We start from the raw sequence: 23,692 nt of genomic DNA, 5'->3' as shown, positions 1-23,692 counted from the left end.
AATTAATATTCCTCTACTTATATTTTTTTCTATGTGAATTTTAAAGTTGACTTTTTACCTCCTTCCCCCACCAATTCATTAATGCAACTCTTTGTGTAAGATAGATAGATCTATTATAAGCTCGCCGGACTTCATTTTTATCAGTATGTGCGAGGGCTGATTCAATAACATCTCCGTTAAAACCCGCCTCATTTAAAGCAGTGCTTGCGATAGATCTTAAACCATGAGCTACTAGTTTCCCTCCGTAGCCAATCCGTTTTAAAGCAGCATTTGCAGTTTGGCTATTCATCGGTTGTTTCGGATCGTTCCTACTTGGGAAAACATGTTCTCGATTAGCGCTAATAGGCTTCATCACTTCCAAAATCTCTATAGCCTGAGGCGAGAGAGGAACAATGTGTTGGCGTTTAGCTTTCATCCGCTCAGGCGGAATCGTCCATAATTTTGCCTCAAGATCGATCTCTGCCCACCGAGCACCTGAAGCCTCAGAAGGGCGCACAAGAGTCAGGAGCTGCCACTCAATAAGACAGCGAGTCGGAACAGAAAGATTCGACATGACTAAAGAACGCATCAGGTTTGGTAATTCTTCAGGCCGTAACGTGGGCATGTTTTGCTTTTTAGGCTTTTCAAAAGCCATGCCTACACCTGAGGCAGGGTTGGCATCAATCAACCCTGTGTTGACTGCGAAAATCATAATCTCGTTAATGCGCTGCACTAATCGGCGAACAGTCTCAAGTGCGCCGCGAGCTTTGATTGGCTCCAGTGTTTCAACAATCGTCCTGGCTTTGAGCGCCTGAACAGGAATCTCACCGATACTAGGGAAGATGTCTTTCTCCAGCGATCGCCAAATATCCTTCGAATAATCTTCGGTAACGCTTTTGCTCTTAAGCTGGAACCACCTTCCAGCAACAACTGAAAAAATGCTATCCAGCTCGATTTGCCGCTGCTCTGATACTTCCTCTTGCTGTTTTTGCGGGTCGATCCCTTGCGCAAGCAGCGACAAATATTGGTCACGCATCTGGCGTGCAACAGCGAGCGTCAGGGCAGGGTAAGAGCCAAGGCTGAGATTTGTGCGGCTGCTGCTATTTGGCCGCTGATAGCGAAAACGCCACAGCTTTTTACCTGATGTTTTCACGAGCATGAAAAGCCCGTCGCCATCGTGCAGCGTGAAGTCTTTATCTTGAGGTTTAGCTTTGAGGATTTCGTTATTGGTAAGGGGGCGTGTCATCCGCGCCATGACTGATTTCCGTCCATAATTGGTACACGTTTTTGGCCCACATTATAGCGTGTACCAATTCGTGTACCAATTATCTCTGGATTCAGGCGAATCGTCTCGGAAGATTACAGACACAAAAAAGCCCGCAGGGCTTGTTCCGTGCGGGCTTTCAGGACTTCTGCGGATGGCACTGGAACCATCTTTGAAGAATTTTGGTGGAGCTGGCGGGAGTTGAACCCGCGTCCGAAATTACTACACCGTCGGCACTACATGCTTAGTCAGTTTTTACATTCGCCGGTCAGCTGCGAACAGACACGCCACTGACAGACTAGCCTGATTGGATTTAACGCTTCAACCCCAGGCAGGGCCTCCACGCGATCTCTTTTGGGTTTGACCTCTCTTGATCCCCGTCTTAAGAGCGGAAGCTAGGGAGAGAGGGCTCAGAGCAGGTTATTAAGCTGCTAAAGCGTAGTTTTCGTCGTTTGCGACTATTTTTTTGCGGCTTTTTACGAGGCAAACCGCCCCTCGGCATGCTCCTAAGGCTTCACAATCCCGTCGAATCCAGAATCAGCCCCAGAACTTCAAATATTAGCAATTAAACAGCATAAAATCCAGTGCTTAGCGGGCTGAATTCTTCATGATACGGGCTTTGTCTAATTTCCATTCGCGGTCTTTGATGTCATCGCGCTTGTCGTGCTCTTTCTTACCGCGTGCCACACCAATCTTCAGTTTGCACCAGGCGTTTTTCCAGTAAAGCGACAGCGCCACAAGGGTGTAACCTTCGCGGTTAACGCGCCCATAGAGGGAGTCGAGTTCGCGTTGCTTCAGCAGGAGCTTACGGTTACGGGTCGGGTCACAGACCACATGGCTGGACGCAACCGCTAAGGGTTGAAAGGTTGAACCGAACAGGAACGCTTCGCCATCGCGCAGCAGAATATAGCTGTCGCTGATGTTGGCTTTACCGGCACGAAGTGATTTAACTTCCCATCCCTGTAACGATAATCCCGCTTCATACTCCTCTTCGATGAAGTATTCGTGGCGGGCGCGTTTGTTCATGGCAACAGTGGCCGAACCGGGTTTGTGTGCTTTTTTCTTTGTCATAATGAGGCGTATTTTACATCACTTAGTCGGTTATCGCATCCCCAGTCCAGCGGGGCAGCAGGAAACGGGATATTCTAGCACACCCTTTACCAGGGACATTTTTGTTTGATCGCTGAAAATGCTATTATTCAGCGGTTTCTTGATGAACAGGAACCATTATGGCTCAGATTAGTCGTTCGGCACTGGTCCCGTTTAGTGCCGGGCAGATGTACAAACTTGTAAATGATGTGGATGCCTATCCGCAATTCCTGCCGGGTTGCACCGGAAGCCGCGTGCTGGATGCGTCAGAGAATCAGATGACGGCGTCTGTGGATGTCTCGAAAGCGGGTATCAGCAAAACCTTTACCACCCGTAACACCCTGACGGATAACCAGAGCATCCATATGCAGCTGGTTGACGGCCCGTTCCGTAAGCTGACCGGCGGATGGAAGTTCGTCTCGCTGGGCGATGACGCCTGCAAAGTCGAATTAAGCCTGGAGTTTGAATTCACCAATATGCTGGTCGAGATGGCCTTTGGACGCATTTTCAAAGAGCTTGCCAACAGCATGGTCCAGGCTTTCACCCAGCGTGCCAAAGAGGTCTACAGTGCCTGACATCACCGTTGAGGTGGTCTATGCGTTGCCTGAAAAACAGTATCAGCTCTACGTCAAAGTGGAGCAGGGCAGCACGGTAGAACAGGCCATCGTAAAATCAGGGTTACTGGAGCTGCGTCGCGAAATTGACCTCGCCAGCAACAAGGTCGGCGTCTACAGTCGGCCGGTGAAGCTGGATGATGAGGTGAATGAGGGCGATCGTATCGAGGTTTATCGTCCGCTGATTGCCGATCCTAAAGAGCTTCGTCGCCAGCGTGCAGAGCGGGCTGTGGTGAGCAAAAAATAAGTTCTGTCTGGCTTTGCAGATAACGGACATAAAAAAAGGCGCTCGGTGCGCCTTTTTGCTGCCTGTTTTTCAGACTCTCTGCCGTGTGATTAATCGCTGTTCTGAGAGAGATTCGGCTTATTGTCGATGTTGGTCAGCACACCGTTGCCATCAAAGGTCAGGGTCAGCGTCTGCTGTTTGACGCGCTCATGGCCGGGTTCCTGACGGAAGATGTAATACCAGACGTTGCTGCCAAACGGGTCTTTCATCATCGGCGTGCCGAGGGTGTAAGCCACCTGCTGCTGTGTCATACCGGTATGGATCTTGGCCACATCGTTGGCAACCAGATAGTTGCCCTGGTTGATATCAGGACGGTAGACCACGCGCTCTAAAGTGGAACATCCGGCGGTCATCATCAACATTACCACTGCCGCGGCAGTCAGCGTTTTACAGCGCATCTATACATTCCTTTTCCGGGGCCAAACGCCTCAACAGGCGATTTTATTGCCATCAAAATCTGAACTCTGCCTGCGGCAGGCTTTATTACTCTGGCGACATAAGTGCCGATGATAATAAACCTTTTCGCTGTTGGAAACCTCTGCAGAGCAAGCATATGACCCCGTCAGGTTAAAAAAGTGCGCTGCTATGCGGCTAAAAGTTCTTTTGCATTCGCCAGGGTGTTGCGGGTGACCTCGCTGCCGCCCAGCAGACGAGCCAGTTCCTGCAGGCGCGCCCGCTTGTCCAGCGGCTGCATGTGGGTTTCAGTCATTGCGCCGTCGGTCTCTTTGCTCACAAAGAAGTGCTGATGACCGCAGCCGGCCACCTGCGGCAGGTGCGTGACACACATAACCTGCGTCGATTCACCCAGCTGACGCAGCAGTTTACCTACGACGGCGGCGGTCGGGCCGCTGATGCCGACATCAACCTCATCGAAAATCATTGCCGGCGTTTCCATTTTCTTCGCGGTGATCACCTGAATCGCCAGCGCGATACGTGACAGCTCACCGCCTGAGGCCACTTTACCCAGCGGCTGCAATGGCTGACCTGGGTTAGTGGTGACCTGGAAGTCGACGCGGCTTGCGCCATCAGCCGTCAGCTGATCCGGGTTAAAGGTCAGGGCGATTTTAAACTGGCCGTGCGGCATCGAGAGCAGATGCATGCTCTGGGTAATCAGCTGCTGCAGCTCGTCTGCAAAGTGGCTGCGCTGCAGATGAAGCTCTTCGGCGCTCTTAAGGGCCGCCTGATAGTGTTCACCGACCAGCGATTGCAGGCTCTCCTGATCGCTTTCGTGCTGTGACAGCAGCTCCGCTTCATCCAGCAGCTGCCGATGCAGTTCAGGCAGCGCTTCTGGCGTGACGTGATGCTTACGCGCCAGGGCGATCTGGCGCGAAATCCGTTTTTCCAGTTCGTACAGGCGATTAGGGTCCAGATCGAGACTGTCACAGTAGTGACGCAGCTCATCGCTCGCTTCGCTCAGCTGGATAGCCGCCTCTTCCAGCAGGTTATGCACGCCGTTCAGCTTCTCATCCAGCGAGGTCAGCTCAGAAATCAGCTCACGGGCGCTGTAGAGCAGGCTGTTAAGATTGGTGTCATCACTGTCGGAGAGCATCTGCAGCGCCTGCTGGCTGGTTGACAGCAGCTGGCCGCTGTTCGCCAGACGCTTGTACTCTTCATCGATCTGCTCATATTCACCCGGCTGCGGGGCAAAGTCGTTCAGCTCTTTCAGCTGATACTGCAACAGTTCACGGCGCGCTTCGCGCTCCTGCGCCTGCTGCTGATGCAGCGCCAGGGTGCGGCAGCTCTGATGCCAGGTCTGATAGCTGGCACGCATGCGCTGCAGCAGATCATCATGGCCGGCATAGGCATCCAGCAGATGTTTCTGGTGATCGGGTTTAAGCAGAAGCTGATGGGCATGCTGACCGTGGATCTGAATCAGCAGCTGACCAAGGTCGCGTAGCTGAGAGAGCGGGACCGCGGTGCCGTTGATAAAGCCGCGCGAACGGCCATCGGCGCTGATCACCCGGCGCAGCAGACACTCGTTGCCATCATCCAGCTGATTATCCAGCAGCCAGCGCTGGGCTGAAGGGGAGGCCTTAAGCTGGAAGCGGGCACACAGGTCAGCCCGGCTGGCTCCCTGACGCACCATGTCGGCGTCAGCACGACCGCCAAGACATAATCCCAGCGCATCAATCGCGATGGACTTACCGGCACCGGTTTCACCCGTGATGGCTGTCATGCCGCGGTGGAAATCAATGTCGAGCTCACGAACGATAGCGAAATTACTGATGGTCAGTTGGGCCAGCATAGGTTCACCTGTACGAATAAACACATATGGTTTTTCATACAGTATAAACTGGTTTTTTATCCAGTAAAGAGGCTGCACCCCTTTTCAGAACAATTTTTTTGACCAGCCCAGTTTAGAACTCAGCGTATTGAAATAGCTGTAGTTTTTAGGGTGAATCAGGTTGAGGTGATGATTGCTGCGCCGGATCAGAACATCTTCACCTTCCTGTATCGGCAGGGCGATCTGACTGTCGCAGCTGATTTCCAGGTCGCTGCGGCGGGACGAAAAGCGCAGGCGGATGGTGCTGCTGCTGTTGATAACCAGCGGCCGCGCCGAGAGCGTATGCGGGAACATCGGCACCAGCACGATCGCTTCCAGCGACGGTGTCAGAATCGGGCCCCCCGCAGAGAGCGAGTAGGCGGTCGAGCCGGTAGGGGTGGAGATAATCAGTCCGTCAGAGCGCTGCGAAAAGGCGAACACCTCATCGATGTAAACCTCAAATTCGATCATGTGCGCGACTTTGCCGGGATGGAGTACCACCTCGTTGATGGCGGTGCCGATGCGCGGCGAACAGGCCGATTTGCACACCTGCGCTTCCAGCAGAAAGCGGCTCTCGACAAAATAGTTGCCCTGCAGCACCTCATCCAGCTGCTGCTGCGCATTGTCGGGGTCGAGGTCGGTAAGGAAGCCGAGGTTACCGCGGTTAATGCCAATCACCTTAATGTCATAACGGGCCAGCACGCGCGCGGCACCCAGCATGTTGCCATCACCGCCTACTACGACCGCTAAATCGGCCTGCTGACCAATCTCCGCCAGCGTGCCGGTCTGCACATCGTGAAGCGACAGCTCCTGCGCAATCTGTTGCTCGACGATCACTTGATAACCTTTGGCTGTCAGCCAGCGCCAGAGCATCTCATGCGTGGTTAGCGCGGTGGGATGGCGTGGATGACCCACAATACCAATGCAGTTAAAGTGTTTGTTCATCTGGTCGGTGTTCCTTATAAGCCAAAACGGCAAGGCAATGTGACAGGTTCCCTTGAAACCGCTATTTCAATCCCCATAATAAGCCAACCAGCGAAATGAATGTGCAAAACGCGGAGAAATTCATGAGTAGTAAAGAACAGAACACCCCAAACGAGCAAGTCTCAGACGAAATTCAGCAGGATCAGCAGCAACCTCAGGAAGCGGAGACAGCGGCAGAGGTGGATCCGCGTGATGAGCGTATCGCTCAGCTCGAAGCTGAATTAGCGCAGTCTCAGACCGGCGTGCGTGATGCTCAGCTGCGTGCGCAGGCTGAAGTCGAAAACATTCGTCGTCGTGCGGAAATGGACGTTGAGAAGGCGCACAAATTTGCGCTGGAGAAATTTGCCAACGAACTGCTGCCGGTTATCGACAGCCTTGAGCGCGCGCTGGAAGTGGCGAACAAAGAAGATTCACAGCTGGCACCTATGATCGAAGGGGTTGAACTGACTCTGAAAGGTCTGCTGGGTGCCGTGCGTAAATTCGGTGTTGAAGTGGTCGGCGAAACCGGCGTGCCGTTTAACCCGGAAGTGCATCAGGCGATGTCGATGATGGAGTCGGAAGAGTTCGAGCCTAACCATGTCATGCTGGTGATGCAGCGTGGTTATACGCTGAATGGTCGCCTGCTGCGTCCGGCGATGGTTGCCGTTGCCAAAGCCAAAGGCTGATTCAGCACCGGAATCCCGCTACACGGCCGCGCACTGACGCGGCCGTGTGCATTCTGGCGTCAGTCCGGTAATACCGGCGTCCAGTCCACCGGTTTTTTGCCGGCCGCGCTGAGCAGTTCGTTGGTTTTTGAGAAATGGTGGCTGCCGAAAAAGCCGCGATGCGCAGAGAGCGGCGAAGGGTGCGGCGCCTGCAATACATGATGGCGCTGGCGATCGATGATGCTGCCTTTCTTCTGGGCATGCGATCCCCACAGCAGAAAAATGACCCCTTCACGATGCTGATTGATCGCTGCAATCACATTATCGGTAAATGTCTCCCAGCCGAATCGCGCATGAGAGTGCGCTTTGCCCGCCTCGACCGTTAAAACGGTGTTCAGCAGCATCACACCCTGTTTCGCCCAGCTCTCCAGGAAGCCGTGATTAGGTTTCTCAAAGCCCGGAATATCCTGCTGCAACTCTTTATAGATATTTTGCAGGGATGGCGGCACCTGAACGCCTGGCAGCACAGAGAAGGCCAGGCCATGTGCCTGGTGAGGGCCATGATAGGGGTCCTGGCCGAGGATGACGACATTGACGTTGCCCAGTTCCGTCAGGCGAAAGGCATTAAAGACATCTTTCTGCGGCGGATAGACGGTGACCCCCGCAGCGCGTTCATCGGCGACCAGCTTCAGCGTCTCGACAAAATAGGGTTTCTGTTTCTCTTCAGCCAGCACGTCGTGCCAGGTCAGCTTTTCAGCCATGTTTAACTCCCTTTCCGTTAGTGCCGTAAGCTTAGCCGTTCCTGCCGCCCAGCTGAAGGTAAAATAAATTTGAAAAATACAAATAAAGTTAAGTGGTAATGCATTTTCAGATCAACGGGTTAGCCTGAATGGCCACAGAGCGCCGGGTGAAGATTGATGCAGGTCAAGGCTGGTCGAAAGGATGGGTGGTATACCGGAGCCTTAAATTTGATTTATTCACCTATTATTCGGGAGATGCAAAGATGATCACAGGAATCCAGATCACTCAATCCAACCATGCCAACCTGCTGAACTCCTTCTGGCTGCTGGACGAAGAGAAAGCCCAGGCGCGTTGCCTGTGTGCCGCCGGGGGTTATGAAGAAGACCAGGTTGTGGCTATCAGCGAGCTGGGCGAATTTGCTTATCGTGAAGTTCCGGTAGAAATCAAACCGCAGGTGCGTGTTGAAGGCGGTCAGCATCTGAACGTCAACGTGCTGCGTCGTGAAACGCTGGAAGATGCGGTGAAGCACCCGGAAAACTACCCGCAGCTGACCATCCGCGTGTCGGGCTATGCCGTGCGCTTCAACTCACTGACTCCTGAACAGCAGCGTGACGTGATTGCCCGTACTTTTACCGAAAGTCTTTAAGTAGCCTGAGTGATCGGACGCTGAAAATAAACGCAAAGCGCACACAGCAGATTTTATCATCCTTATCAGCAAGATAGAGAGTCATGTGCAGCGAGCCGGTCAGTGAGTATCGCCAGCAACGCGGTCAGGCAGGTAAAATGGTGTGAAAAGGCTGTTAACAGCTGTCAGCTAAAAAAAATCGCCTCATCAGAGGCGATTTTTTTGTTTAAGCGCTGTTTTATTCCGCATTCTCGTTAGCGGCCGCGCTGCCGCTTGCCTTACGGCGTTTGCCGATATTTTTGGCATCACGATGGCGTTTTTTCACGCGGGGCTTTTCAGTTTCGCTCGCTTTCTTCTCTGCGCGCTTAGCCAGCACCTTTTTCGACGGTTTGCCGGTGGTTTTCGCACTTGGAGCGCGGGTCACCGGACGCAGCTCGTCAATAACGCGCGCTTTAATCGGCTCATTAACGTAGCGGGTGATTTTACCCAGCAGGACGTAATCGTGCGCTTCCACCAGCGAGATGGCGATGCCTTTACGACCGGCGCGACCGGTACGGCCAATACGGTGCAGATAGGTATCGGCGGTACGCGTCATGTCATAGTTGAAGACGTGGCTGACATCTTCAACGTCGATGCCGCGCGCCGCAACGTCGGTGGCAACCAGCACGTTCACCCGTCCTTCACTCAGACGTTTGATCGCTTCGTTACGCTTCGCCTGCACCATTTCGCCTTCCAGATAGCTGGTGCGAATCCCCGCTTCGTGCAGCCAGCTCACCAGCTCATGCAGACGCTCACGCTTGCGCACGAACACGATGCTGCGTGTCACTTCCGGCTGCTTCAGCAGATGGATCAGTAGTTTGGTTTTGTGCTCAAGATCGTCAGCGCGGTAGTACCACTGCTGGATCTTTTTACGCTCGCGACGGCTCGGATCCGCTTCCAGCTCAACCGGATCGTTCAGCAGACGTTCGGCGAAATCGCGGATGTTGTCGCCTTCCAGCGTGGCGGAGAAGAGCAGGGTCTGCTTGCGCCAGCGCGTTTCAGCCGCGATGGTTTCGATATCCTGGGCGAAGCCCATATCCAGCATACGGTCCGCTTCATCCAGCACCAGCGTTTCCACCGCGCGGCAGTCGAAGTTCTCTTCTTTAATATACTGCAGCAGGCGGCCGGTGGTCGCGACCACGATATCCTGGTTTTCGCTGAACACTTCGGCGTGGTTCATGTAGGCCACGCCGCCTGTGATGGTCGCGATATCCAGATGGGTATGTTTCGCCAGCTCACGCGCATGTTCAGCGACCTGCATCGCCAGTTCGCGGGTCGGGGTCACAATCAGGATGCGTGGCGGGCCAGATTTCTTGCGCGGAAAATCAAGCAGGTGCTGCAGCGCCGGTAACAAATAGGCGGCAGTTTTCCCGGTCCCGGTAGGTGCCGAACCCAGAACGTCGCGGCCCTCCAGCGCGGGCGGAATTGCAGCAGCCTGAATCACTGTTGGACGCGTGAAGCCTTTTTCCTGCAACGCTTGTAGCAGGCTTTCGTCGAGTTCGAGTTCGGAAAATGTGGTTACTGTCATGGTCTACCTCAGTTTGGGGCGCTGATTATAGACAGATCAGACTGAATCTTCATCTGTTAATCCGTTTCCGCTGCGCCTGGGGTTGTCTGCCGCGTGAATTCCCTCTGTTGCCACGTTACACTCATGCGCTGCCGGACGGCAGGAAAAAACGATGGTAGTGAAGAATGATGCAGGATAAGCCGCGTGAACGGCCACAGTTAAACAAGAACGGTTTTACCTTTAAACAATTTTTTGTCGCGCACGATCGCTGTGCGATGAAAGTGGGAACCGATGCCATTCTGCTCGGGGCCTGGGCACCGGTGGCCGGGGTCAGGCGCATTCTGGATATCGGCAGCGGCAGCGGGCTGATTGCCCTGATGCTGGCGCAGCGTACACCGTCGCAGGTGCTGATCGATGCGGTTGAATTAGAGCCTGAAGCCGCGCAGCAGGCGCAGGAGAATGTGCAGCAGTCGCCGTGGCCTGAACGGATCCAGGTGCATCAGCACGACATCGCCCGCTGGGCAGAGGAGTCCACCGCGCGTTACTCCCTCATCGTCAGTAATCCGCCTTATTTTGCGCCTGGCGTGGCCTGTTCTACGGCAGCGCGGGACAGCGCCCGCGCCACAGCCTCGCTCGACCATCAGACGTTACTGCGCAGCGCGGCGTTACTGATTGAGGAGGAGGGGATGTTCTGCGTGGTGCTGCCTGCCGCCATCGGCCAGGATTTTATCGCGCTGGCAGAGGCGGATGGCTGGCATCTGCGTTCGCGCCTGGATGTGGCGGAGTATGCTCATCGTCCGCCACACCGGGTTGTGCTGGGCTTCTCGCCGCAGCCTGGCGAAACCCTGCTGGAGCGGCTCGCTATCCGCGCGGCAGACACCCACTATTCCGACGAGTGGTGTAGCCTGACGCGGGCGTTCTATCTCTTTATGTAGCCGGGCGGCGTCAGAATTGTCGGTCGCGCCTCTGGCAGCAGGTTCGGGTAGTCGCGGATATAGTGCAGGCCGCGACTCTCTTTTCGCTCCAGCGCACAGCGCACCATCAGATCCGCCACCTGAACCAGATTCCGCAGCTCCAGGAGATGATTGGAGAGGCGGAAGTGACGGTAATACTCATCGATCTCCTGCTGAAGCAGGGTGATGCGGCGCAAAGCCCGCTCCAGTCGTCGGGTCGTACGCACAATGCCGACATAATCCCACATGAAGAGCCGCAGCTCATGCCAGTTGTGCTGGATGACGACGCGCTCATCGGCATCATCGACCTGGCTCTCATCCCAGGCGGGCAGGGTGGCCACAGCCTCTATGCCAGGCAGGCTCTGGATCAGCGCTTCGGCGGCTGACCAGCCATAGACCAGGCACTCCAGCAGCGAGTTAGAGGCCATGCGGTTCGCACCGTGCAGGCCGGTGTAACTCACCTCACCGATGGCATACAGGCCGCTGACGTCACTCTGCCCATGCTGATCCACCATCACGCCGCCACAGGTATAGTGGGCGGCAGGCACGATCGGGATCGGTTCCCGGGTCAGGTCGAAGCCAAAGGTCAGCAGCTTTTCATAGATCATCGGGAAGTGGGCGCGCACAAACTCTTCCGGCTGGTGGCTGATATCCAGATACATGCAGTCCACGCCCAGCCGCTTCATCTCATGATCGATGGCGCGTGCGACGATATCGCGCGGAGCCAGCTCGGCGCGCTCATCAAAATCGGGCATGAAACGGCTGCCATCGGGACGCACCAGCCAGGCGCCTTCTCCGCGCAGGGCTTCAGTCAGCAGGAAGTTCTGCGCCTGGGGATGAAACAGGCAGGTGGGATGAAACTGATTAAATTCAAGGTTGGCGACCCGGCAGCCCGCACGCCAGGCCATCGCAATCCCGTCACCGGAGGCGACGTCAGGATTCGTGGTGTACTGATACACTTTGGCGGCGCCGCCGGTCGCCAGCACCACCGCCCGCGCCTGACAGGTTTCCACCTGCTCGCGGTTACGGTTCCAGATCCAGGCACCCACCACCCGGCGCGGGCCAGGCAGGCCGATTTTATCGGAGAGAATCAGATCGACCGCGTTGGTGCGTTCCAGAATGCGGATGTTGGGATGGCTGAGCGCCTGGCTTACCAGCGTGGTTTCAACCGCATGACCGGTGGCATCGGCACTGTGCAGAATACGGCGATGGCTGTGTCCGCCTTCGCGCGTCAGGTGATAGCGCATCTCGCCTGAGGCCTGCGGATCGAGATCAAAGGCAACGCCGTTGTCGATCAGCCACTGCACGCAGTGCCGCGCATTGCTGGCGATAAACGAGACCGCCTCCCGGTCGCACAGCCCTGCGCCGGCAATCAGCGTATCTTCTATATGCGCTTCAATACTGTCGGTCTCATCGAACACCGCCGCAATGCCGCCCTGAGCATAAAGCGTAGAGCCTTCATTGACCTGCGCTTTGCTGAGCACCGTGACCTGATACTGTTTCGCCAGGCGCAGCGCTAAAGAGAGTCCCGCCGCACCGCTGCCCACAATCAATACATCACACTGATAATCCGGATTCGCATTTGTCATGGTGTTTAATTTACTAAACAAAGATTGCCCTGAGCATAAGCCCTGAGCCGGTCGCTGTGAAGTATTTTAAACAAAAGTTCGCAGATCCACGGTGTGAATTCAGAAAAATCACCGATAATCATTAAGTTATAAACAGTACAATTTGAGCTCTGTTTTCTATACCAAACTTATTATCGGCGGAGGATTTAATGATGAAAAAGCTGTTGTCATAGGTTACTCTGCCTGCGATTTGCGCTCCTTACACTGAACGAAAACGAACAACCTGTGTAATCAATTCCGGAGCGGCAAATATCAGGTCGGGAAGTGAACTTCGCACCACATCACAACTCTAAGCGCATGCTTGCTCAGAACCAATGAGATGTGCTGGCAGTTACTTTATGCGTAAGAAAAGTTTGGGGAGACATTACCTCGGATGAGCGAGCAGTTAACGGATCAGGTTCTTGTCGAGCGGGTTCAGAAGGGAGATCAAAAAGCTTTCAACTTACTGGTGATTCGTTACCAGCACAAAGTGGCGAGCCTGGTTTCACGCTATGTACCTTCAGGTGATGTGCCTGATGTCGTACAGGAATCATTTATCAAAGCGTATCGCGCACTGGATTCATTCCGTGGCGATAGCGCCTTTTATACCTGGCTGTACCGCATTGCGGTCAATACAGCGAAAAATTACCTGGTTGCTCAGGGGCGTCGTCCGCCATCCAGCGATGTGGATGCGATTGACGCAGAAAATTTCGAAAGTGCGGGTGCATTAAAAGAAATTTCGAACCCTGAGAACTTAATGTTGTCTGACGAATTGAAACAAATTGTCTTTCGTACCATCGAGGCGCTACCCGAGGACTTGCGTATGGCAATCACCCTCAGGGAACTGGACGGCCTGAGCTATGAAGAGATCGCCGTCATTATGGATTGCCCGGTAGGCACTGTTCGATCACGTATCTTTCGTGCGCGAGAGGCTATTGATAACAAAGTTCAACCGCTTATCCAACGTCAGTGATAACGGCTACTGGAAGGGTACATAGGCATGCAGAAAGAAAAACTTTCCGCTTTAATGGATGGTGAGACCTTAGATAACGAGCTGTTTTCCGCCTTATCGAAGGACGCAGAACTGCAGAAAAACTGGGCAAGCTATCACCTCATCCGCGATACCATGCGCGGTGACGTGAGTGAGCACCTGCATTTCGATATCTCTGCGCGCGTCGCTGCTGCTATCGAAAAAGAACCGTTGCGTTCTGTCACAACGCTGATCCCTGAAGCTCAGCCAGAACCTTCCCGCTGGGAAAAAATGCCGTTCTGGAAAAAAGCGCGTCCGTGGGCAGCTCAGCTGACGCAGGTGGGCGTGGCGGCCTGTGTGTCACTGGCCGTCATCGTGGGTGTTCAGCATTATAATCAGCCTGAGGGTAGCGCGACTCAGACCTCTGACTCGCCGGTGTTCAATACGCTGCCGATGATGGGTAAAGCGTCGCCGGTCAGCCTGGGCGTGCCGTCTGATGCGTTTGACACCAACAGTTCTAATCAGCAGGTTCAGGATCAGCGCCGTCGCGTCAATGCTATGCTGCAGGATTATGAACTGCAGCGTCGTCTGCACGCTGATCAGCTGCAATTCGAAACCGATGCCCCTAAACAGGCACAGGTGGATGTTCCCGGAAACCAATCTTTAGGACAGCAGCAGCAGTAATGAAGCCGCATTGGTATGCTGTTAGCCTGCTGGCAGGCAGCCTGTTGTGGTCATCTGTCGCCCCGGCGCAAACTTCGGCGTCCGGGGCGCTATTGCAGCAGATGGAACAGGCAAGCCAGAACCTCAACTACGAATTCGCCTATATCAACGTCTCCCGCATCGGCATCGAATCGCTGCGCTATCGACATGCTGTGATCGATAACCGGATATTCGCTCAGCTGCTGCAGATGGACGGGCCGCGTCGGGAAGTGATCCAGCGCGGCAACGATATCAGTTACTTCGAACCTGGCCTCGATCCCTTTTCGCTTCCCGGCAATCACATCATTGACGCACTGCCGTCTGTGATTTTTGCTGACTTCAGCAAGCTGGCCAGCGCCTACGATTTCATTACCGTGGGACGCTCGCGCATTGCCGATCAGATGTGTGATGTACTGCGTATCGTTTCACGGGATGGGACCCGTTACAGCTATGTGGTCTGGCTGGATGTCGACACCAAACTGCCGCTGCGCATTGACCTGCTTGACCGTGATGGTGAAACGCTGGAGCAGTTCCGCGTGATCAGTTTTGCGGTGGATGAGGGGGTGCGAAACCTGATGCAGGGGCTGGAGAAAGCCAATCTGCCGCCGTCGCTGTCGGTGCCGAAAGGGGATGCGGTCACGCTCACCTGGCAGCCAGGCTGGATCCCGGCCGGGATGTCACTGGTGTCGCAGAATCGCCGTTCGCTGCCGGCGCTGAACAAAAATATGGAATCGAAGCTCTACAGCGACGGCCTGTTCAGTTTTGCGATCAACGTGACGCCGGCGGATAAAACCAGCCTTACCCAGACATTGCGCACTGGGCGTCGTACGGTTCAGACTGTTGTGCGCAATAATTACGAGATTGCGGTGATTGGCGAGATACCGCCTTCAACCGCTAAACGTATTGCGGACAGCATCGACCTGGGATCACAGAAATGATGAGAGAATGGGCCACCGTGGTGGCATGGCAGGATGGCATCGCCACGCTGCACACTGAAGCAAAAACCTCCTGCAACAGCTGCCAGGCGCGCAAAGGCTGTGGCAGTCATATGCTGAATAAACTCGGCCCGAAAAATGCGCACGTGATGCAGATCGCCAGCAGCGAGCCACTGCAGCCGGGGCAGCGGATCGAACTGGGCATCAGAGAGAGCAGCCTGCTCGGTTCGGCGCTGCTGGTCTACATGACGCCGCTGCTGGGCCTCTTTCTGGTGGCGGGTCTGTTTCAGTCGCTGTTCAGCAGCGATCTGGCGGCGGCCTGCGGTGCGCTGCTGGGCGGCGTTGGCGGCTTTATTATCGCCAAAGGCGTTTCACTGAAATTTGGCGATCGCGAAGCCTTTCAGCCGGTGATCCTCAACATCGCGTTACCTCCCGATGCGCTGCGTGTCGAAAGCGAAGCGTAACGCACGTCCAGGCCGCGCACTCCGCGGCCTTTGTCCGTTCTGCCCTGCGCAGATATCTGTTTCGCTTCCACCTCGTTCCATTCTTTTATGCGCGGCGTTAACAGTGTAATATGCGTCGTCATTAATGAGGCTGACAGGATTGTGGGTAAAGAGCGATCTTCCTGAATGTGTCTGTGCTCAGGTTTTCAACTGAATTTTAAGCGAAGATATCCCTATAAATGAAGCACATAAGAAATTTCTCCATCATCGCTCATATCGACCATGGTAAATCCACGCTCTCTGACCGCCTTATTCAGATCTGCGGTGGCCTCACAGACCGTGAAATGGCTGCGCAGGTTCTTGACTCTATGGATCTGGAGCGTGAGCGTGGCATCACCATCAAAGCACAGAGCGTCACACTCGACTACCATGCGAAAGACGGCGAAACTTACCAGCTCAATTTCATCGATACCCCGGGCCACGTAGACTTCTCCTATGAAGTGTCCCGCTCACTGGCTGCCTGTGAAGGGGCACTGCTGGTGGTGGATGCCGGTCAGGGTGTTGAAGCGCAGACACTGGCGAACTGCTACACCGCGATTGAGATGGATCTGGAAGTAGTGCCGGTTCTGAACAAAATCGACCTGCCGGCTGCCGACCCTGAGCGCGCGGCGCAGGAGATCGAAGATATCGTCGGCATTGATGCCGCCGATGCGGTGCGCTGTTCTGCCAAAACCGGCGTTGGCGTGCCTGACGTGCTGGAACGTTTAGTGCGCGATATTCCGCCGCCGGAAGGCGATCCGGAAGCGCCACTGCAGGCACTGATTATCGACTCCTGGTTTGATAACTACCTGGGCGTGGTCTCACTGGTGCGTGTGAAAAACGGCACCATGCGCAAAGGCGACAAGATTAAAGTCCTGAGCACCGGCCAGACCTACAATGCGGACCGTCTGGGTATCTTTACCCCGAAACAGGTCGACCGTACCGAACTGAACTGCGGTGAAGTGGGCTGGCTGGTCTGCGCCATCAAAGATATCCTCGGCGCGCCGGTGGGCGATACCCTGACCACCGCCCGCAACCCGGCTGACAAAGCGCTGCCTGGCTTCAAAAAAGTGAAGCCGCAGGTTTACGCCGGTCTGTTCCCGATCAGCTCCGATGACTATGAAGCCTTCCGTGACGCGCTCGGCAAGCTCAGCCTGAACGACGCCTCGCTGTTTTATGAGCCAGAAAGCTCAACGGCGCTGGGCTTTGGTTTCCGCTGTGGCTTCCTGGGTCTGCTGCATATGGAGATCATTCAGGAGCGTCTGGAGCGTGAATACGATCTCGACCTGATCACCACCGCGCCGACGGTTGTGTATGAAGTCGTGACCACAAGCGGTGATACGGTCTATGTCGACAGCCCCTCTAAGCTGCCGCCGCTGAACAACATTGAAGAGCTGCGTGAACCGATTGCGGAATGTCACATGCTGCTGCCGCAGGAGTATCTGGGCAACGTCATTACGCTCTGTATTGAGAAGCGTGGCGTGCAGACCAACATGGTTTACCACGGCAACCAGGTCGCGCTGACCTACGAAATTCCGATGGCAGAAGTGGTGCTCGACTTCTTCGACCGTCTGAAGTCGACCTCGCGCGGTTATGCCTCACTGGATTACAACTTCAAGCGTTTCCAGACTTCTGACATGGTGCGCGTTGACGTTCTGATCAACTCTGAGCGTGTGGATGCGCTGGCGCTGATCACGCACCGCGATAACGCCCCTTATCGCGGCCGTGAACTGGTTGAGAAGATGAAAGATCTCATCCCGCGTCAGCAGTTTGATATTGCGATTCAGGCCGCCATTGGTAACCACATCATCGCACGTTCAACGGTTAAACAGCTGCGTAAAAACGTTCTCGCCAAATGTTATGGCGGTGACGTCAGCCGTAAGAAGAAACTGTTGCAGAAGCAGAAAGATGGTAAGAAGCGAATGAAGCAGGTTGGCAACGTTGAGCTGCCACAGGAAGCGTTCCTCGCCATTCTGCATGTCGGTAAGGACAGCAAATAAGGATTTCCAATGGCTAATATGTTCGCCCTGGTTCTGGCGATAGCGACGCTGATTACTGGCATCGTCTGGGTAATTGATCGTTTCAAATGGGCGCCGGAGCGCCGTGCAAAGCAGGCCGCGGCGCAGGCGCAGACCGGCAATGCACTCGACAGCAAAACGCTGGCGAAGGTCTCCTCACAGCCTGGCTGGGTGGAGACCACCGCCTCTGTTTTCCCGGTGCTGGCCGTGGTGTTCATCGTGCGTTCGTTTATCTACGAACCGTTCCAGATCCCGTCTGGCTCGATGATGCCAACCCTGCTGATCGGTGACTTTATCCTGGTGGAGAAGTTTGCCTACGGGATTAAAGACCCGATCACCCAGACCACGCTGATCCCAACCGGTCAGCCGAAGCGCGGCGATATCGCGGTCTTTAAATACCCGAAAGATCCGAGCCTGGATTACATTAAGCGCGTGATCGGCCTGCCGGGCGATAAAGTCATCTATGATCCTTACAGTAAGACGCTGACGGTGAAACCGGCCTGCGATGAGGGCAAAGCCTGTGACTCTGCGCTGCCGGTGACCTACACCAGCGTTGAGCCAAGCAAGTTTATCCAGACCTTCAGCGGCTTTGATGGCAACGAAACCGGTAACGGTTTTTATCAGGTGCCGCAGGGCGATACCCTGCGCGGCGGACTGCGCCTGGGCACCCGCAAAGAGACCATCGGAAACGTAACGCATGACATTCTGCTGGTAAACGAAGCGCAGAGTCAGGCAGGCATGTATTATCAGCAGCCGGGCCAGCCGCAGGCGACCTGGGTGGTGCCGAAAGGGCAATACTTCATGATGGGCGACAACCGTGATAACAGCGCCGACAGCCGCTACTGGGGCTTTGTCCCGGAGCGTAACCTGGTCGGTAAAGCGGTCGCTATCTGGATGAGCTTTGAGAAACAGGAAGGCCAGTGGCCAACCGGCGTACGATTCAGTCGTATCGGCGGTATTCACTGATAAAATTGTCTGATTAACAGGCAAAACGGGTGGCCTCCTTTGGGAGGCCACTGCACACCAAACGGAACGTGCTGGAAAGCCAGCCCCGTTTGGTATGCAGAGTCACAGACGCAACAAAGAACTGGAATCGCATGAACCCCATCCTGATTAATAAGCTTCAGCGCAAACTGGGCTACACTTTTACTCATTCGGAACTGTTACAGCAGGCCCTGACACACCGCAGCGCCAGCAGTAAGCACAACGAACGCCTGGAATTTCTTGGCGATTCTATTCTTAGCTATGTGATTGCGAATGCCCTTTATCATCGCTTCCCGCGGGTTGATGAAGGTGACATGAGCCGCATGCGCGCCACGCTGGTGCGCGGCAATACGCTGGCTGAAATGGCGCGCGAATTTGATCTCGGTGAATGCCTGCGCTTAGGGCCGGGCGAGCTGAAAAGCGGCGGCTTCCGCCGCGAATCGATTCTGGCCGATACGGTCGAAGCGCTGATTGGCGGCATCTTCCTCGACAGCAGTATCGAACGGGTAGAGCAGCTGATCCTCGACTGGTACCGGACGCGCCTTGACGAGATCAGTCCGGGCGATAAACAGAAAGATCCCAAAACCCGCCTGCAGGAATATCTGCAGGGACGACACCTGCCGCTGCCCAGCTATCTGGTGGTGCAGGTGCGTGGCGAAGCCCACGACCAGGAATTCACTATTCACTGTCAGGTGAGTGGCATGGCCGAGCCGGTTGTCGGTGTCGGCTCCAGCCGTCGTAAAGCTGAGCAGGCTGCCGCTGAGCAGGCGCTGATCAAGCTGGGCCTCGAATAGCACTCCGGCATACCGGCGTCTGCGGACGCCGGATGCGCTAAGACACATTGCACTCTTTCGGCGCCGCAACAGGCGCTGAATAACTCAGGATTCGAATGAGCGAAAACGTTACTTATTGCGGCTTTGTCGCGATTGTTGGCCGACCTAACGTCGGTAAATCCACCTTACTGAACCAGCTGCTGGGGCAGAAGGTGTCGATCACCTCGCGTAAGCCGCAAACCACGCGCCACCGCATCATGGGCATTCACACCGAGGGCGAATATCAGGCGATCTACGTCGATACCCCCGGTCTGCACATGGAAGAGAAGCGCGCGATTAACCGCCTGATGAACCGCGCCGCCAGCAGCTCTATCGGCGACGTGGAGCTGGTGATCTTCGTGGTGGAAGGCACCCGCTGGACGCCAGACGATGAGATGGTGTTAGGCAAGCTGCGTGACGGCAAAGTGCCGGTCGTCCTGGCGATCAACAAGGTCGACAATATTCAGGACAAGAGCGTGCTGCTGCCGCATCTGCAGTTCCTGAGCCAGCAGATGAACTTCCTCGACATCGTGCCGATCTCTGCGGAAAGCGGCAAAAACGTCGATACCATTGCGGAGATCACCCGCAAGCATCTGCCTCAGGCCGATCATCACTTCCCGGAAGATTACATCACTGACCGCTCCCAGCGTTTTATGGCGTCTGAAATCATCCGTGAAAAACTGATGCGCTTCCTGGGCGCTGAACTGCCTTACTCCGTCACGGTCGAGATTGAACGCTTCGTAAGCAACGAGCGGGGCGGTTACGACATTAACGGTCTGATTCTGGTCGAGCGCGAAGGGCAGAAGAAGATGGTGATTGGCAACAAAGGGGCCAAAATCAAAACCATCGGCACCGAAGCGCGCAGGGACATGGAAGAGATGTTCGAAGCGAAAGTGCATCTCGAACTGTGGGTGAAAGTGAAATCCGGCTGGGCAGATGACGAACGTGCTCTGCGCAGCCTGGGTTATACAGACGATCTCTGATCTGATGGAAGGCTGGCAACGCGCTTTTGTGCTGCATAGTCGCCCCTTCAGCGAAACCAGCCTGCTGCTCGACCTGTTCAGTGAAAATGAAGGGCGGGTGCGGGTTCTGGCCAAGGGCGCACGTTCCCGGCGCTCACAGTTGAAGGGCGCGTTACAGCCTTTTACCCCCCTGCTGGTTCGCTGGAGCGGGCGGGGTGAAGTCAAAACCCTGCGCAACGCCGAAGCGGTGTCGCTGGCACTGCCGCTCAGCGGCATCACCCTCTACTGCGGTCTCTATGTGAATGAGCTGGTCTCTCGCGTGCTGCAGCAGGAATCGCCTTTCCAGGAACTCTTCTTCGACTACCTTCACTGTCTGCAGGCGTTAGCCTCAACGCACGGCAAGCCCGAACCGGCCCTGCGCCGTTTTGAGCTGGCGCTGCTCGGTCACCTGGGCTATGGCGTCGATTTCCTGCACTGCGCAGGCAGCGGCGAGCCGATCACGGATAACATGACCTACAGCTACCGCGAAGAGCGCGGCTTTATCGCCAGCCTGGTGCTCAATCAGCGCAGCTTTACCGGCCGGGAACTGCGTGCCCTCTATGAACGCGACTTTCCCGATGCGGAGAGCCTGCGCGCCGCGAAGCGTTTTACCCGCATCGCCCTGAAGCCCTATCTGGGCGGTAAGCCGCTGAAGAGTCAGGAGCTGTTTCGCCAGTTTATCCCGAAGAAGAAGCCCGAACAGACAGATGAATAGCGCTGGTCGTACCGCCTGCTGACATGGGCGCGGTACACTCAACACCCCGATGGAAAAGAAGTGAGGATAGTCATGGCTGAGTTGCTGTTAGGCGTCAATATCGATCACATTGCCACGGTGCGAAACGCCCGTGGGACAAATTATCCCGATCCGGTGCAGGCGGCGTTTATTGCTGAGCAGGCGGGCGCAGATGGCATCACGGTGCATCTGCGGGAAGATCGCCGCCACATCACTGACCGCGACGTGCGTATTCTGCGCGACACCATCCAGACCCGTATGAATCTGGAGATGGCGGTGACCGATGAGATGATCGGTATCGCCTGCGATATTCAGCCCCATTTCTGCTGCCTGGTGCCGGAAAAGCGTCAGGAAGTCACCACTGAAGGCGGCCTGGATGTGGCAGGGCAGCAGGAGAAGATCACTGCGGCGGTGCGACTGCTGAGTGATGCGGGCATTCTGGTGTCGCTGTTTATTGATGCCGACCACCGTCAGATCGAAGCCGCCGTTGCCAGCGGCGCGCCCTATATCGAAATTCACACCGGCGCCTACGCCGAAGCACCGGAAGGGCTGGCGCGCGAGGCGGAACTGGCCCGCATCCGCCACGCCGCGACCTTTGCCGCCAGCCTGGGGCTGAAGGTGAATGCCGGTCACGGCCTGACCTACCACAACGTCCTGCCCATTGCGGCACTGCCGGAGATGCATGAGCTGAATATCGGCCATGCGATTATCGGCCGTGCGGTGATGAGTGGCCTGCCGGAAGCGGTCAGAGAGATGAAACAGCTGCTGCGTGAAGCCCGTCGCTGATGGCTATTCTGGGACTGGGCACCGACATCGTTGAGATTGAACGCATTGCCGGGGTGATTGAGCGCTCCGGCGATCGTCTGGCGCGTCGGGTGCTGAGCGAAGCCGAATGGCAGCAGTATCAGGCCCATCAGCAGCCGGTGCGTTTTCTCGCCAAGCGATTTGCGGTGAAAGAGGCGGCGGCTAAGGCCTTTGGCACCGGCATTCGCGGTGGCCTGGCGTTTAATCAGTTTGAAGTTTACAACGATGCGCTGGGAAAACCGGGATTACGCTTCTTCCAGCACGCGGCGGAAGTGGCACAGCAGCTGGGCGTCAGCCGGGTACACGTGACGCTGGCAGATGAACGTCACTACGCCTGCGCCACGGTGATTATCGAAAACTAGCCGTGCAGCAGCACAAACTTCTCCCACAGCGCATCGCGTGATTCGGTGTGCTGTGGGTTAACGATGATAGTGTTATCGATAGGGCAGACCTGCTGACAGGTTGGCGCCTCATAATGGCCGACACATTCGGTGCAGCGGCTGACATCTATCTCATAGATCGCCTCGCCCAGTGAGATCGCCTGATTCGGGCACTCCGGTTCGCACATATCGCAGTTAATGCATCTGGACGTAATCAATAACGCCATGTTTCCCACCTGATAACAACAGAAAAAGCGCGGGTATTATACGCGCTCCCGCTGATCAGACCAGCTTTTTCACCAGCGCCTCGCTGTGGCGAATGTGGCTGGAAGCGCGCTCCGGATCGTTTTGCACCAATGCCATAAACAGCAGATCGGTCAGCGCAAGCTGGGCCGTCGTCGAGGAGATCGCCGCGCTGCGGGTACTCTGCTCTTCCGCCACCGTATAGAGGCAGTAACTGGCGCTCTGCTGCAGCGTATTCGGGGTAAAGCCGGTAAAGGCGACCACATCCGCACCCACCTCAGCGGCCTCCTGCGCGGCCAGATTGATCTCGCGCCGTTCACCGGTATAGGAGATGGCGAGCAGCACATCGCCCGGCCCCATCGCCTGGACGCTGGCCAGCAGGGCGTGCATATCCTGCTCCGCCACGGCATTGATCCCGATCTTCATCAGCTTCCAGGAGAAGTCTTTCGCCACCAGACCTGACGCCCCGATCCCCACCAGCAGAATACGCCGGGCATTCTTCAGCAGCTGCAGCACATCGTTGAGCTTCTCTTCGCTGTTGATATCCAGCGTGGCGCGGATCGCCGACAGCTTTTCGGTCAGCAGTTTTTCACCCACCATTTTGAGCGGGTCGTCGCTGAGAATATGGTTATGCACCGTGATGGCATCCTTGTCCGCCAGTGACTCACTCAGCGCCAGCTTCAGTGCCGGAAATCCTTTGTATCCCAGCTTCTGCGCAAACTTCACCACGCTCGACTGGCTGACGCCGGACTCCTCCGCCAGCTTCTGCGAGCTGAGATGACGCGCCCTGTCAGGTTGCGACAGTAAAAAATCGGCCAGCCGACGCTCGTTCAGTGCCAGACGTGGATAAAGCTGGCGAATGCGCAGCAGTGAACTCATGCCCAATCCTCATCATTCAGGGGATAATCGGAGAAGAATAAACTATTCATCAGGCATTGTAGTCATCGGAATTAAAAATGACACTCATCGCCGTTACGCCTGATGATGGCTACACTACTCTTTATGATTCCGGAACCAGACCCGAAGGAGAGTT

General features: G+C 55.6%; 26 protein-coding genes and 1 other RNA gene. 16 read left to right on the top strand and 11 right to left on the bottom strand.

The window, feature by feature from the left end:
* Positions 1–40: 40 nt before the first annotated feature.
* The 3 genes from HFD92_RS16275 to smpB form a co-directional block, all read right to left on the bottom strand.
* Entirely contained in the window at positions 41–1,234 is a 1,194-nt protein-coding gene (locus tag HFD92_RS16275) for an integrase domain-containing protein (protein WP_167429256.1), read from the bottom strand.
* Positions 1,235–1,426: 192 nt separating this feature from the next.
* Positions 1,427–1,788, bottom strand: a transfer-messenger RNA (tmRNA) gene (gene ssrA / locus HFD92_RS16270).
* A gap of 43 nt (positions 1,789–1,831) precedes the next feature.
* Positions 1,832–2,314, bottom strand: a complete 483-nt coding sequence (gene smpB / locus HFD92_RS16265; RefSeq protein ID WP_009088626.1) for an SsrA-binding protein SmpB — start codon at positions 2,312–2,314, stop codon at positions 1,832–1,834.
* Positions 2,315–2,472: 158 nt separating this feature from the next.
* On the opposite strand from smpB, the gene HFD92_RS16260 reads away from it, so the two are divergent.
* Together HFD92_RS16260 and HFD92_RS16255 are read left to right on the top strand one after the other, a co-directional pair.
* On the top strand, positions 2,473–2,907 hold the full coding sequence (locus tag HFD92_RS16260) for a type II toxin-antitoxin system RatA family toxin (protein ID WP_009088627.1): 435 nt from the start codon (positions 2,473–2,475) through the stop codon (positions 2,905–2,907).
* On the top strand, positions 2,900–3,193 hold the full coding sequence (locus HFD92_RS16255) for an RnfH family protein (protein ID WP_167429255.1): 294 nt from the start codon (positions 2,900–2,902) through the stop codon (positions 3,191–3,193). The genes HFD92_RS16260 and HFD92_RS16255 overlap by 8 nt, the downstream gene beginning before the upstream one ends.
* A gap of 89 nt (positions 3,194–3,282) precedes the next feature.
* Here the strand turns inward: HFD92_RS16255 and bamE are convergent, their stop codons facing one another.
* The 3 genes from bamE to nadK form a co-directional block, all read right to left on the bottom strand.
* Positions 3,283–3,630, bottom strand: coding sequence for an outer membrane protein assembly factor BamE (bamE, locus tag HFD92_RS16250; RefSeq protein ID WP_009088629.1), 348 nt, complete (start codon positions 3,628–3,630; stop codon positions 3,283–3,285).
* Positions 3,631–3,815: 185 nt separating this feature from the next.
* Positions 3,816–5,477: a DNA repair protein RecN gene (gene recN, locus HFD92_RS16245; protein ID WP_167429254.1), complete on the bottom strand. Its 1,662-nt coding sequence runs from the start codon at positions 5,475–5,477 to the stop codon at positions 3,816–3,818.
* An 84-nt stretch (positions 5,478–5,561) separates the two neighbouring features.
* Complete coding sequence (gene nadK / locus HFD92_RS16240) at positions 5,562–6,440, bottom strand: NAD(+) kinase (protein WP_009088631.1); 879 nt, start codon at positions 6,438–6,440, stop codon at positions 5,562–5,564.
* Between the two features lie 122 nt (positions 6,441–6,562).
* On the opposite strand from nadK, the gene grpE reads away from it, so the two are divergent.
* A complete protein-coding gene (gene grpE, locus HFD92_RS16235) occupies positions 6,563–7,144 on the top strand; it encodes a nucleotide exchange factor GrpE (RefSeq protein ID WP_009088632.1) in 582 nt (193 codons plus the stop codon).
* A gap of 59 nt (positions 7,145–7,203) precedes the next feature.
* On the opposite strand, the gene ung is transcribed toward grpE, so the two are convergent.
* On the bottom strand, positions 7,204–7,884 hold the full coding sequence (ung, locus tag HFD92_RS16230) for a uracil-DNA glycosylase (protein ID WP_167429253.1): 681 nt from the start codon (positions 7,882–7,884) through the stop codon (positions 7,204–7,206).
* A 242-nt stretch (positions 7,885–8,126) separates the two neighbouring features.
* Here ung and grcA point away from each other — a divergent pair, with 242 nt between their 5' ends.
* A complete protein-coding gene (gene grcA, locus HFD92_RS16225; RefSeq protein ID WP_009088643.1) occupies positions 8,127–8,510 on the top strand; it encodes an autonomous glycyl radical cofactor GrcA in 384 nt (127 codons plus the stop codon).
* A gap of 217 nt (positions 8,511–8,727) precedes the next feature.
* On the opposite strand, the gene srmB is transcribed toward grcA, so the two are convergent.
* The gene (srmB, locus tag HFD92_RS16220) at positions 8,728–10,056 is read right to left on the bottom strand and encodes an ATP-dependent RNA helicase SrmB (RefSeq protein WP_150028959.1); all 1,329 of its coding nucleotides are present in this window, start codon (positions 10,054–10,056) and stop codon (positions 8,728–8,730) included.
* Positions 10,057–10,220: 164 nt separating this feature from the next.
* Here srmB and HFD92_RS16215 point away from each other — a divergent pair, with 164 nt between their 5' ends.
* Positions 10,221–10,970 (top strand): tRNA1(Val) (adenine(37)-N6)-methyltransferase, encoded by a 750-nt coding sequence (locus HFD92_RS16215; protein ID WP_167429252.1) that lies wholly within the window; start codon positions 10,221–10,223, stop codon positions 10,968–10,970.
* Here the strand turns inward: HFD92_RS16215 and nadB are convergent.
* Positions 10,955–12,577, bottom strand: a complete 1,623-nt coding sequence (nadB, locus tag HFD92_RS16210; RefSeq protein ID WP_167429280.1) for an L-aspartate oxidase — start codon at positions 12,575–12,577, stop codon at positions 10,955–10,957. The genes HFD92_RS16215 and nadB overlap by 16 nt on opposite strands.
* A 412-nt stretch (positions 12,578–12,989) precedes the next feature.
* On the opposite strand from nadB, the gene rpoE reads away from it, so the two are divergent.
* From rpoE to acpS, 11 genes are all read left to right on the top strand, one after another.
* The gene (gene rpoE / locus HFD92_RS16205) at positions 12,990–13,568 is read left to right on the top strand and encodes an RNA polymerase sigma factor RpoE (protein ID WP_009088652.1); all 579 of its coding nucleotides are present in this window, start codon (positions 12,990–12,992) and stop codon (positions 13,566–13,568) included.
* A 27-nt stretch (positions 13,569–13,595) separates the two neighbouring features.
* Positions 13,596–14,249 carry an anti-sigma-E factor RseA gene (gene rseA / locus HFD92_RS16200; RefSeq protein WP_167429251.1) on the top strand — a complete coding sequence of 218 codons (654 nt, stop codon included), beginning with the start codon at positions 13,596–13,598 and terminating at the stop codon, positions 14,247–14,249.
* On the top strand, positions 14,249–15,205 hold the full coding sequence (gene rseB, locus HFD92_RS16195) for a sigma-E factor regulatory protein RseB (protein ID WP_046102383.1): 957 nt from the start codon (positions 14,249–14,251) through the stop codon (positions 15,203–15,205). The genes rseA and rseB overlap by 1 nt, the downstream gene beginning before the upstream one ends.
* Complete coding sequence (gene rseC, locus HFD92_RS16190) at positions 15,202–15,666, top strand: SoxR-reducing system protein RseC (protein WP_046102382.1); 465 nt, start codon at positions 15,202–15,204, stop codon at positions 15,664–15,666. The genes rseB and rseC overlap by 4 nt, the downstream gene beginning before the upstream one ends.
* Before the next feature lie 218 nt (positions 15,667–15,884).
* Positions 15,885–17,684 (top strand): translation elongation factor 4, encoded by a 1,800-nt coding sequence (gene lepA / locus HFD92_RS16185; RefSeq protein WP_009088658.1) that lies wholly within the window; start codon positions 15,885–15,887, stop codon positions 17,682–17,684.
* Between the two features lie 9 nt (positions 17,685–17,693).
* Positions 17,694–18,668, top strand: coding sequence for a signal peptidase I (gene lepB, locus HFD92_RS16180; RefSeq protein ID WP_140029717.1), 975 nt, complete (start codon positions 17,694–17,696; stop codon positions 18,666–18,668).
* A gap of 131 nt (positions 18,669–18,799) precedes the next feature.
* Entirely contained in the window at positions 18,800–19,480 is a 681-nt protein-coding gene (gene rnc, locus HFD92_RS16175) for a ribonuclease III (RefSeq protein WP_009088661.1), read from the top strand.
* Positions 19,481–19,575: 95 nt separating this feature from the next.
* Positions 19,576–20,481 (top strand): GTPase Era, encoded by a 906-nt coding sequence (gene era, locus HFD92_RS16170; protein ID WP_167429250.1) that lies wholly within the window; start codon positions 19,576–19,578, stop codon positions 20,479–20,481.
* A gap of 4 nt (positions 20,482–20,485) precedes the next feature.
* A complete protein-coding gene (gene recO, locus HFD92_RS16165; protein WP_058958401.1) occupies positions 20,486–21,214 on the top strand; it encodes a DNA repair protein RecO in 729 nt (242 codons plus the stop codon).
* Positions 21,215–21,286: 72 nt separating this feature from the next.
* Positions 21,287–22,018, top strand: coding sequence for a pyridoxine 5'-phosphate synthase (pdxJ, locus tag HFD92_RS16160; RefSeq protein WP_009088667.1), 732 nt, complete (start codon positions 21,287–21,289; stop codon positions 22,016–22,018).
* Complete coding sequence (gene acpS, locus HFD92_RS16155; protein WP_009088670.1) at positions 22,018–22,398, top strand: holo-ACP synthase; 381 nt, start codon at positions 22,018–22,020, stop codon at positions 22,396–22,398. The genes pdxJ and acpS overlap by 1 nt, the downstream gene beginning before the upstream one ends.
* Here acpS and HFD92_RS16150 read toward each other — a convergent pair.
* Both HFD92_RS16150 and HFD92_RS16145 read right to left on the bottom strand, forming a co-directional pair.
* On the bottom strand, positions 22,395–22,643 hold the full coding sequence (locus HFD92_RS16150) for a YfhL family 4Fe-4S dicluster ferredoxin (protein WP_009088672.1): 249 nt from the start codon (positions 22,641–22,643) through the stop codon (positions 22,395–22,397). The two genes, acpS and HFD92_RS16150, sit on opposite strands and share 4 nt — an antisense overlap.
* A gap of 55 nt (positions 22,644–22,698) precedes the next feature.
* Positions 22,699–23,538, bottom strand: coding sequence for a MurR/RpiR family transcriptional regulator (locus tag HFD92_RS16145; RefSeq protein ID WP_009088675.1), 840 nt, complete (start codon positions 23,536–23,538; stop codon positions 22,699–22,701).
* Positions 23,539–23,692: the final 154 nt, after the last annotated feature.

The organism is Pantoea sp. EKM101V (assembly GCF_011800325.1).
Lineage (GTDB): Bacteria > Pseudomonadota > Gammaproteobacteria > Enterobacterales > Enterobacteriaceae > Pantoea > Pantoea anthophila.
Note: the sequence above shows the minus strand (reverse complement) of the source record. Positions and strands in the feature narration are given on the sequence as shown.